The organism is Amycolatopsis mediterranei, from assembly GCF_026017845.1.
GTDB lineage: Bacteria > Actinomycetota > Actinomycetes > Mycobacteriales > Pseudonocardiaceae > Amycolatopsis > Amycolatopsis mediterranei.
In genome coordinates, this window is the sequence record NZ_CP100416.1 from 306,163 (window position 1) to 316,287 (window position 10,125).

A 10,125-nucleotide genomic window follows, 5' to 3' on the forward strand; every position below is an offset into this window, starting at 1 on the left:
ATTTCTGCCCGCCCGGAAGGACCGTTGCCATGCACCTCAGCAACATCCGGCTCGACTCGCCGATCACGATGAGCGTCGTGATCGCCGTGACGCTGCTGGCCATCATCGCCATCCCGTTGTTCTGGGAGCGGTGGAAACGCAAGCTGCTGTGGCGCACCGTCACCATTCTTTGCGCGGTCGTCTCCATCGTCGTCACCACCGGCCTGGCCGGCAACCTGATCGGCGGGTTCTTCCCGACACTCGGTTCGCTGCTCGGCACCGGCGCCTACGCGGCCAACACCATCGACGCCGAGACGAGCGCGAACGGCGAGAACCTCGAGGTCGTCCGGGAGGTGGGTGCGGCGCACGCCAAGGAGGGCAAGGGAACCGTCGCCCACATGAAGGTGACCGGCCGGCGCACCAAGCTCACCCGCGACGTGACGGTGTACCTCCCGCCGCAGCACTTCGAACCGGCCTACCGGAATCTCCGGTTCCCGGTGATCGAGTGGATCCCGAACTACCCGTCCGGGCCCGAGGTCGTCACCGACGGGTACAAGCTCCCGGAACACCTCGACGCGGCGATCGCCAAGCGCGTGCTGCCCCCGGTCGTGGTGATCATGCCGGACCCCACGGGCGTCCCGAAGATCGGTCACGACACCGAGTGCGTCGACGAGGTCGACGGCACCGCGAACGACACGTACCTGACGGCGGACCTGCGGGAGTGGGCGCTGCAGAAGCTGGGCGTGTCGGCGGACCGGAAGGCCTGGACCTTCGCCGGCTGGTCGTCCGGCGGCTACTGCGCGATGAACCTGGTGACCCGCCACCCGCAGTGGTACGGCCAGGCGGTCAGCGTCAGCGGCTACGACCGTGCCCAGATGGACGCCGAGACGGAGAACTTGTACAAGGGCCGTCAGGACGTCGACGACGCCAACAACGTCGGCATCACGGTCCGCCTCCACCCGTCCCCGGTGGACATTCTGGCCATCTGGGGCGAGAACGAGAAGTTCGAGAGCGCGGCGGCCGAGCTGATCCGCGCCGGCGTCCGGCCACCGGTCCGGTTTTCGTCGTGGCGGGTGCCGGACGCGGGCCACAACATGAACACCTTCAAGTCCCAGATCCCCGAGATTCTCACCTGGATCGGCGCCCACACGACCCCGCCCGCCACGGCGGGCCGTCAGGTCGAGACCACCGGCGGGGTGCAGCCGTGGCCGCTGCCCCGCTCAGGCGCGGCGGGCGGGCTGACGGACGCCGACCAGTGAGTCGGCTCAGCCGCCGAGCAGCGTCGAGACGATCTCCGTGACCCGCCTCGACCCGGTCGCGTAGTCGACCTTGGCCGGGTGCTCGGTCAGCACGACGACGATGTAGTGGCCGACCACGCCCGTGGTGTGCAGCATCCGCGTCGGCCGGCAGCACGACCAGCCCTGCTTCACCGCCCACTGCTGCCCGGCGGCGGCGTCCGGGATGCCGAAGTACTGCCGGAACCCGTCGGCCCCCCGCTCGGTCGCGTCGTGCAGCGCGTTCAGGATCGCGATCGACTTGTGGTCGAGCAGGTACCGGTAGATCCGCACGATGTCCGAGGCCGTGATGCGCGTGTCGCCCCAGCGACCGGGCTCCTCCGGCGGCCGGGTGCCGGTGAGCCCCAGCTTCGTGGTCCAGTGCGTGACGATGGACGGCCCGCCGTAGGCCGTCCAGAACCGGCTCGCGAGGTCGTCGTCGCTGCGGGACAGCATCCGCTGGACGTCCGCGACGGGACCGCCCTGCTCGAGTGCGGAAAGCGCAATCAGCAGCTTCACGAGCGACGCGGAGGTGTACGCGCGGTCCGCGCGCACCGAGGTGACCACCGCGCCGCGTTCCCGATCGAAGACGACGGCGCTGACTTCGCCGTCACCCACGATGTTGTCGAGCGCGGCGGCGTTCACGTTGGCCGGCTGCCCCTTGGCCGCGGGCGCCGACGTGGCGGACGACGCGGACGGCTCGGTCTTGGCCGCCGGAGCCGGCGTCGAAGTCGGTGTTGGCGTCGGTGTAGCCGACGTCGGTGTGACGAATTCGGCGGCCGCGATGGGCTGGGGTACCGCGGCGGAGCTGTGCCGCGCCGTCACCACCACCGCGCCGACCGCCCCCAGGCACAGCCCCACCAGGAAGATTCCGCTCAGCTTGCGCATGCTCCGGATTGCCGGGAAGGCCGTGCGCTGTTCGCCGGAACGGGCCCGTTTGTGGGATAGCTCTCGAACCGGGCCCGATCCGCGAACACACCGGGGCGCTGCGGGCAAGCAGGATCGTTTCGCTCACCGTGTTCGCGGGGTACCTGAGGGCGGTGACGGTCGTCACCACCCGCTGGGAAGGACTGGAGTCATGGTTCACGCGAAAGGCGCACGCATCCGGGTCCGAGGCCTGCAGCCGGCGCAGGTGCTGGCCGGACTGGCCGGGATCGCGTTCCTCGTCGTCGGCATCATCGGATTCTCAAGGACCGGCTTCGGCAACTTCGCCGGGCACCACGACGCCGGGTTCTGGCGGTTCTCCGCCAACCCGCTGATGAGCCTGGTCCGCGTCGTGACCGGCGTCGTCGGCCTGCTGTTCGCGTTCGGCTCGGGCCGCGCGCGGGCGTTCGGCTGGCTGCTGTTCATCGGCTACGGCCTGCTGTTCGTGTGGGGCCTGATGATCGACGGCCTCATCTCGACCAACCCGTTCGCCAACGCCGGCAACCCGCTCGACATCGGGCGCGCCGACACGTGGCTGCACCTCGGGATCGCCGCGCTCGGCCTGCTGATCGCGGTGCTGCCGGCCCGCCGCACCATCCTGCTGCCCGAAGACGAGACGGTCGACGAGCCGGTGGTCGCCGAGCAGCGCACCGAGGTGATCGACCGGACCGGCCGCACGGATCGGACCGACCGCGTCGGCCCGGTCGACCGCACTGACCGGATTGAAGCCGACCGGGTCCACACCGACCGGGTCAACTCCGACCAGGTCACCGAAGAACCGCGTCGCCGGTCGTTCCTGCGTCGTGACCACAAGGGGCGAGGCCCGGAGGTCACTCGTGAAGAGCGTCCGCCGGGCCTCGCCCACTAGGAGGTTCGGGGTGGTTCAGTAGGTGGTGCCGGTACCACCCGAGTCGTTGCTGCTCCCAGTGTTGCTGTCAGCCGCCGGAGCCTTGCTGGCGGTGGCACTGGGAGTGGTGCCGACCTTGCAGCCGTTGGGCTCGATGACGAACCAGGTGCCGTTGACGCCCATGCCGTTCGCGTCGCCCGGCTTCAGGTCCTTCGAGAAGTTGTAGACGGGCCAGCCACCGATGGTGACCTGCTCGGTGCCGTCCTGGCGCTTGATGCTGCCCAGCAGCTTCGAGTCGATGCCCTGCAGCTCGACCTTGCCGTTCGAGAGCACCGGCGGCCAGGTCTTGGCGCAGTCACCGTTGCAGGCGGAGGCCTTCTTCTTGGTGTCCTTCGTGAACAGGTAGAGCGTCATCCCGTTCTGGTCGACGATCGCGTCGCCGAGGCCGTCGATCTTGCTGGCGCTGAGCTTGACGCCGCCGGATTCGGAGCCGGTCGCCGCGGCCTGGCCGGCCTTCCCGCCCTTGGCGTTCGCCGCGTACCAGGCGCCACCGACGCCCTGGCCGGTCGCGTCGCCGGGCTTGGTGTCCTTGGCGTAGCGGTAGAGCGCCCACCCGCCGACGGTGATCTGCTCGGTCCCGTCGGAGCGCGTCACCTTCCCGACGTTGTTCTTGTCGACACCCTGTACTTGGACGTCCCCGGTGGCCAGCATCGGCGGCCAGGCCTTGGCGCAGTCACCGTCACAGTTGGACTTCGGCGGCTTCGCGGTGTCCTTGTCGAACCGGTAGAGGGTCATGCCGTTCTGGTCGGTGAGCACCTGGCCGACGCTGGCGACGTCCGCGACGACGAGTTTCGACTCGTTCGACGCGGGAGCAGCGTTGCCGACCTGGCCGTTGGCGGCCTGGCCGCCCCCGTTCCCACCTGCCGCCGCAGGAGCGACAACCGGCTGAGCAGTCTCTGCACCCGAGCAAGCGGTGAGCACTGCCAGCCCGGCTGCCGCCGCGGCGACGGAGACGGCGATGCGCGTGCGAAGCATGGAAGTTCTCCTTGTGTCCGTTGGGTTTTCCCGCCGCTCGGTGCGGCTGCTTGATACCCACTACACGGACACCCGCCCAGGGCGGTTCAAAGAATTTTCCCGCTAGTCCGAACCGCCCGGCTGCGGCCCGTCGCCGAGGGCACGGTCGACCAGGGCGCCCGCCGCACCGGTGTAGCCGGCGGGGTCCAGCAGCTCGTCCAGCGCGGCCGCGGTCAGCACGCCGGTGATGGCGGGCAGCTCGTCCAGCACGTCCCGGAGCGGCCGGTCTTCACGCACCGCCCGCCGGGAGGCCTCGCCGAGCAGCTCCTTGGCCTTCGCCTTGCCGAGCAGCGGCGCGAGCACGGCGGAGAGCCGTTCGGAGACGATCAGCCCGTGCGTCGACGCCAGGTTCGCCCGCATCCGCCCGGGCGCCGCGGTGAGCCCGCGCGCCAGCTCGGCGGCGGTGTGCGCGGCACCGCCGGTCAGCCGCAGGCACTCGCGGATCAGCTGCCACTCGGCGTGCCAGACCCCGGCCGACCGTTCGTCCTCGGCGAGCATCGACTGCGTGACCCCCGCGGCCAGCACGGGCACCTGCAGCGCGGCCGACCGGATCAGCGTCGCGAGCACCGGGTTCCGCTTGTGCGGCATCGCCGAGGAGCCGCCCCGCCCATCGGCAGCCGGTTCGGCGACCTCGCCCAGCTCGGTCCGGCTGAGCGTCTCGACGTCGACGGCCAGCTTCCCCAGCGCCCCGGCGGTGAACGCGAGCGCACCGGCGAGGTCGGCGACCGGCGTCCGCAGCGAGTGCCACGGAAGCACCGGAGCGGCCAGCCCGGTCTCCTCGGCGAACGCGGCGGTCAGCCGGTTCACGTAGCCGCCGACGTCCGCATCGCGAGCAGCCTCCGGCGCGCCGGGGACCGAGGCGGGTGTGCTCGCGCCGGGGACTGCGGTGGGCGTGCTCGCGCGGGGGATCGCGGTGGGTGTGCTCGTGTCGGGGATCGCGGTGGGCATGCTCGCGCCGGGGACCGGGACCGTGGCTGGTGTGCTGCCCCCGCCCCCGCCCCCGCCCCCGCCCCCGCCCCCGCTCGGCTCGTCGGCGAGGCGCGCGTACTCGACGTACGCCGCCAGCGTTCCGGCCGCTCCGCCCAGGGAGACCGGCAGGCCGCCGTCGAGCACGCGGCGGATGCGGACAGCCGCGTCCAGCACCAGCTGCCGCCAGCCCGCGGCCTTGAGCCCGAACGTCGTCGGCACCGCGTGGGCCGTCAGCGTCCGCCCGGCCATGGTCGTGTCCCGGTGCGCGCGGGCCAGCCCGGCCAGCGCCTCGGCCGTGGCGTCGAGGTCGGCGGCGAGCGGCCGCAGCGTCCGGTCGGCGACCAGCATCATCGCGGTGTCGAAGATGTCCTGGCTGGTCGAGCCGCGGTGCACGTACTCCGCCGCAGCGGGCGCGAGCTCGCCGACCGCCGCCGTCAGCGCCTTCACCAGGCCGACGACCGGGTTCGCGGTCGCCCGCGACCCCCGCGCCAGCTCGGCGACGTCGATCCGCGCCTGGCCCGCGGCCTCCGTGATCGCGTCGGCGGCCTCCGGCGGTACCGTCCCGAGCCGCGCCTGCGCCCTCGCGAGTGCCGCCTCGGCGTCGAGCATCGCGCGCACCCAGGCCTCGTCTCCGGTCGACGCTTCGGCCGGCGTACCGGCCCGCACCGGGGACAGGAGTCCGGAATCGGGGTCGACGGTCATGGCGTCAGCATCGCACGCGGCCGACCTCGGCGACGGCATCACGATCGGGTCTGGCACGCTCATCGGCCATGACCAGCGCCCCGTCCGCCGAGGACACCGCCGGCTCCGAAGCCCGGGCCATCGCCGCCGAGCGGCTGACCTTTTTCTCGGACGCCGTCGTCGCCATCGCGATCACGCTGCTCGCGCTCGAGCTGCCGCTGCCGGAGGGCGCCACCAGCGCCGAACTGCTGCGGTCACTCGGTCATCTCCGGTCCGAATACGTCTCCTTCCTGATCAGCTTCATCGTCATCGGCGGCCACTGGCGCGCCCACCACCGCCTGTTCAACTACGTCACCACGCTCGGCGGCGGGCTCGCCCGCCTCACCTTCGGCTGGCTCCTGATGCAGGTGATCATGCCCTTCGCCACGAAGGTGATCTCCGAAGAGGGAGGGTTCGAATTCCGCTTCGTCTTCTACGCCGTCGTGCAGGTCGTCGCGCTGACGCTGTTCCTCCTCATGGCCTGGCAGATCAAGCGGAACCATCTCTATCGCGCGGACACCCCGCCGGAGCTCTTCGGCAAGGTCTACCGCGGGATCGGCGCGATGATCGCCGCGTTCGCCGTCTCGATCCCGGTCGCCTTCTTCACGCACTGGGCCTACGCGTGCTGGATCGTCGTTCCGCTGGTGGTCAGCCTCCTTTCCCGCTTCCGCCGCCGGACGGCGGCCGCCTGAGCCGTCATTCGCCGGTCGCGCCGTCGATCCGCTCGCGGATCAGGTCGGCCTGGCCGATGTGGCGCGCGTACTCGCCGATCATGCGCAGCATCAGCCAGCGCAGGGTGAACGGTTCGCCGGTGCTGCGGCGAATGCCGGTCTGCTCCAGTGAGCTCGCCGCGACGATCTCCCGGGAGCGCGCGCATTCGGCGTGCCACAACGAGAACGCCTCGTCGACATCACCACCCAGGTCCGTGAAGTCCTGCTCCGGGTCGTCGTCGGAGTAGTAGAGGTTCGGGACGTCCTCGCCCGTGAACTGGATCCGGAACCACCAGCGTTCGCAGCCCGTGAGGTGCCGCAGCAGTCCGTGCAGGGTCAATGTGGACGGTGGTACCGAGCGTTCGGCCAGCTGCGCCGGGTCCAGACCGGCGCACTTCAGCTCGAACGTGCGCCGGTAGTAGTCGAGGCTCTCGGTCAGGGCCCGGCGCTCGTCCGCGACCGGCGCCGGGTCGGTTCTGGGGGCCGTCAGGCGGGGCGGGGCCGCCACCGGGATCATGTGTTCGGTCATGTGCGGAGCGTGCCACAGGGGTCCGACAATTTCGGTTCGCCGCCGTGGTCGGTGATCGGGCAACCGCCGCGAAACCCCAGTTCAGCACGGTTTGGCGAACCCGGTAACGAATTTCGGGGTGCGCCGATCTGATCTTCGTCACCCCTGCTGCGCACGCCAGTTTCACCGGTCGGAGCGGCACCCCTCGGTTCGGAACCAGGAGATCACAACATGCAGCGAACCGGACGAAGAGCCGCTGTGCTGGCCGCGCTGGCGGCCGCGGCGCTGGGCGCGTCGCCCGCCGTCGCGTCGGCAGCCCCGCCCGCGAGCACGATCGAGGTCAGCGCGACCACCGTGCGCGCGGGCACCACGTTCACAGTCACCGAACAGCTGACCAACCCGACGGACTTCACGATCACGGGCGCGAAAGCGGCGCTCTACGTGAAGGAGAAGCCGATCGCCGACGTGGTGGACCTGGTCTCCTGCACCGGGACGATCGCGCCGTGCGCGCCGTACCTCAGCAGCTTCCGCGGCGGCGTCGGCGACCTGGGCGCGGGCGAGAGCCGGACGGTGACGTTCACTCTGCGCGTCAAGGATGACGTCGCACCCGGCCAGTTCACGCTCCAGCACCAGTTCGCCGGCGACAACTACGCGTTCGCCGTCGAAGACGGCCCGGCCGTCACGATCGCCCCGCCGGACGAGGCCGACGTCAAGGTCGTGCTGACGGCGACCCCGCGCGCCGGCTTCGTCGCCCAGGTCGACTACGTGATCAAGGTGTCGAACACCGGCCCGGCCACCGCGACCGGCGTCCGCGTGACGGCCGGCGCAGGCTCCGGCCGCACGGTCGTCTCGATGGCGGGCTGCACCCGCTCAGGCGCAACGCTGACCTGCGCGATCGGCACCCTGGCCCCGGGCGCCTCGGCCACGGCGAAGTTCACGTCGGAAGGCGGCTTCTTCGCATGGGGAGCGTTCACGGCGACGGCTCAGCGAGCGGCGAGCACGCCGGCCGACCCGGAGGCGGCCAACGACAAGTCGTCCAAGAAGTGCACCGCGTACACGGGCCTGTTCGTCCAGTGTTGACGGCGTGCGCGCGGGGTCGGGGCCCCGCGCGTCCACGTTCGTCCACAGAGGATCAGAGCGCGAACGCGGCCGAGCGCGCCCGGCGGCGAACGGCGTCGGCGGTCTCTTCGGCGGCCTGCTCGGTGGTGTCCATGACGTGCCGTTCCAGCGCACCGAGCCCGACGAACGCGGCGTGCATCCCCTTCAGCGGCTCGACGTCGACGAGTTCCTTCGCCTCGCGGGCCGTCCCCCGAGCGAGAGTGGCTTCGAGGCTGGGTCGCAGCACGACGTAGTAGAGGTCCAGACCGTCGCGCTTCGCAGCCTCCCGGAACGGCTGCAGCGCCCAGGGGCCGACGACACCATCCAGCACCACGTCGAAGTCCCCGCGCGCGTACCCGCAGGCGGCCTCGGCGATCACCCCGAGCACGACCTCGTTCTGCCGGGCGGCCTCAGGCAGGTAAGGCGGCACGAACCCGGTCCGGATCCAGACGTAGAAGCTGTCGGTATGCAGGTGCACGGTAGGCCGCACGCCATCGGCAGCCACCATCCGCGCAACGGTCGACTTCCCGGCACCGGGCGGCCCGGTGAGGATCAGCAGGGAACCAGGCATGAAGGCATGATGGCCAGCCGACCGGTGAAGAACCAGTCTTGACCTTCCCGAGAGCCTCAGCCGGACCCGGCGTGCGAGGGGCGCACCGGGGCCTGGCTAAACTGAGGGCACGGGCCGTTAGCTCAATTGGTAGAGCTGCGGACTTTTAATCCGTAGGTTCTGGGTTCGAGCCCCAGGCGGCCCACTACGATCATGCGTCTGACCTGTGGAAACGCTAGCTCTTGTGGTCTTCCGCAGGTCAGGTGGACCTGTGGGGCGCGTTGTATGGCTGAGGTCCCGGGTTGCGGTGATCGGGTTGGCCTGCGCGTGCATGTCGGCACCCGGGTGTTCGATCTGCTGGTGGCGGCCGTTTTGTTGCTGCTGCAGGGAATCGACGCTGATTCGGGGGTGCGGTCGGTGCCTTCTTGCCGTGGCCCCACGGCGCTGAGCCGTAGTCGAGGGAGACTGTGTTTCCCCAGCTCAAGGCCCGGTTACCGAACGGAATCGATGGCACCTCGCTACGTCGCCGGTAGCGATGAACACAAGCTGACCGTGACATAAGCCGAGGCTGAAGGCCACCGGTGGTTGTCACGCGTGAAACAGGTTGATCTGCTGCCAGATGGTGTCGTGTGGTGCGTTGTGGTCGTTGAGGTTGCCAAGGACCTCGACTGCTGTGATCACGGCTGATGCCCGATTACGTTGGTCGGGATGCCGCTGCCAGTACGATTGCGCGATCTTCAGCACGGCTGGGCGGCGGCGCGGGCGCCGAGGGGCTGCCGCTGCCTTCGAGGTACACACGGTGGCGTGGCCGGCGTCGTTCCACATCCCGAAGGTCTGGGACTGGCTGACGAATCCGTTCGACTGAGATGCTTCGCCGGTGACACGGGAGAAACGTCGATGAGTTCCCGCGCGGAGATGGGGATCGTCCTGCTGGCGATCTGCGCTCTCTTGGTGACGACGGTGTTCGTCGGGGCCCGGTGGCGGGAGAAGACCGGCGGTCTCGGCCAAGTTCCGCCGCCGGCCCCGAAGTACGCGCGCCGGATTGCCGCGCTACGGGACGAGGACTACGACCTCGTGCTGCGGGGCGGGGCCATCGTCAACGGCGTCAGCGCGACGTGGCCGTTCGCCGTCCTGCTGGTCAGCCGAGACCAGATCGAGCTGCGTGTCCGGGTCCTTGTGCCGATCCGGATCGCGCGCGCCGAGGTGACCGGTGTACGTCGGGTGCGTGGCCTGTACAGCCGCGGCTTCAAGTTCCGGACCGAGTCGGGCCGGTTGGACAAGGTGAGCTTCTGGCCCGTGGGCAAAGCCGCGAAACAGCTGGCCGAGCTCGGCTGGCAATAATACGGCTGATCATTTCCGGTGGCGGGGGGGGGGGGGGGGGGGGGGCCCCCCCGCCCCGGGGCGAAGACCCGGAATAGTTCAGTACTGAAAACAGTACTGTGGGTCAATTCAGAGTACAGTACGGCAGGCCT

General features: G+C 70.2%; 11 protein-coding genes and 1 tRNA gene. 6 read left to right on the plus strand and 6 right to left on the minus strand.

Features of this window, described 5'->3' with window-relative positions:
• The first annotated feature begins 29 nt into the window (after positions 1-29).
• Complete coding sequence (locus ISP_RS01535; RefSeq protein WP_013222266.1) at positions 30-1,238, plus strand: alpha/beta hydrolase; 1,209 nt, start codon at positions 30-32, stop codon at positions 1,236-1,238.
• 6 nt (positions 1,239-1,244) lie between these two features.
• On the opposite strand, the gene ISP_RS01540 is transcribed toward ISP_RS01535, so the two are convergent.
• Positions 1,245-2,141, minus strand: a complete 897-nt coding sequence (locus tag ISP_RS01540) for a serine hydrolase (RefSeq protein ID WP_013222267.1) — start codon at positions 2,139-2,141, stop codon at positions 1,245-1,247.
• A gap of 190 nt (positions 2,142-2,331) precedes the next feature.
• Here ISP_RS01540 and ISP_RS01545 point away from each other — a divergent pair, with 190 nt between their 5' ends.
• Positions 2,332-3,045, plus strand: coding sequence for a DUF4383 domain-containing protein (locus ISP_RS01545; RefSeq protein WP_013222268.1), 714 nt, complete (start codon positions 2,332-2,334; stop codon positions 3,043-3,045).
• Between the two features lie 15 nt (positions 3,046-3,060).
• Here ISP_RS01545 and ISP_RS01550 read toward each other — a convergent pair whose 3' ends face one another.
• A complete protein-coding gene (locus tag ISP_RS01550; protein WP_013222269.1) occupies positions 3,061-4,059 on the minus strand; it encodes an SCO0930 family lipoprotein in 999 nt (332 codons plus the stop codon).
• Between the two features lie 102 nt (positions 4,060-4,161).
• Positions 4,162-5,769 carry a class-II fumarase/aspartase family protein gene (locus ISP_RS01555; RefSeq protein WP_014466529.1) on the minus strand — a complete coding sequence of 536 codons (1,608 nt, stop codon included), beginning with the start codon at positions 5,767-5,769 and terminating at the stop codon, positions 4,162-4,164.
• Between the two features lie 68 nt (positions 5,770-5,837).
• Here ISP_RS01555 and ISP_RS01560 point away from each other — a divergent pair, with 68 nt between their 5' ends.
• The gene (locus ISP_RS01560; RefSeq protein WP_013222271.1) at positions 5,838-6,479 is read left to right on the plus strand and encodes a TMEM175 family protein; all 642 of its coding nucleotides are present in this window, start codon (positions 5,838-5,840) and stop codon (positions 6,477-6,479) included.
• Between the two features lie 4 nt (positions 6,480-6,483).
• Here ISP_RS01560 and ISP_RS01565 read toward each other — a convergent pair whose 3' ends face one another.
• Positions 6,484-7,026 (minus strand): DinB family protein, encoded by a 543-nt coding sequence (locus ISP_RS01565; protein WP_013222272.1) that lies wholly within the window; start codon positions 7,024-7,026, stop codon positions 6,484-6,486.
• 210 nt (positions 7,027-7,236) lie between these two features.
• On the opposite strand from ISP_RS01565, the gene ISP_RS01570 reads away from it, so the two are divergent.
• A complete protein-coding gene (locus tag ISP_RS01570; RefSeq protein ID WP_176742151.1) occupies positions 7,237-8,085 on the plus strand; it encodes a COG1361 family protein in 849 nt (282 codons plus the stop codon).
• 52 nt (positions 8,086-8,137) lie between these two features.
• Here ISP_RS01570 and ISP_RS01575 read toward each other — a convergent pair whose 3' ends face one another.
• A complete protein-coding gene (locus tag ISP_RS01575; RefSeq protein WP_013222274.1) occupies positions 8,138-8,674 on the minus strand; it encodes an AAA family ATPase in 537 nt (178 codons plus the stop codon).
• Positions 8,675-8,785: 111 nt separating this feature from the next.
• On the opposite strand from ISP_RS01575, the gene ISP_RS01580 reads away from it, so the two are divergent.
• Positions 8,786-8,858: transfer RNA gene (locus ISP_RS01580), tRNA-Lys, on the plus strand.
• A 383-nt stretch (positions 8,859-9,241) separates the two neighbouring features.
• Here ISP_RS01580 and ISP_RS01585 read toward each other — a convergent pair.
• Positions 9,242-9,478: a hypothetical protein gene (locus ISP_RS01585; RefSeq protein ID WP_071831587.1), complete on the minus strand. Its 237-nt coding sequence runs from the start codon at positions 9,476-9,478 to the stop codon at positions 9,242-9,244.
• 72 nt (positions 9,479-9,550) lie between these two features.
• On the opposite strand from ISP_RS01585, the gene ISP_RS01590 reads away from it, so the two are divergent.
• Complete coding sequence (locus ISP_RS01590) at positions 9,551-9,994, plus strand: hypothetical protein (RefSeq protein ID WP_013222275.1); 444 nt, start codon at positions 9,551-9,553, stop codon at positions 9,992-9,994.
• Positions 9,995-10,125 lie beyond the last annotated feature (131 nt).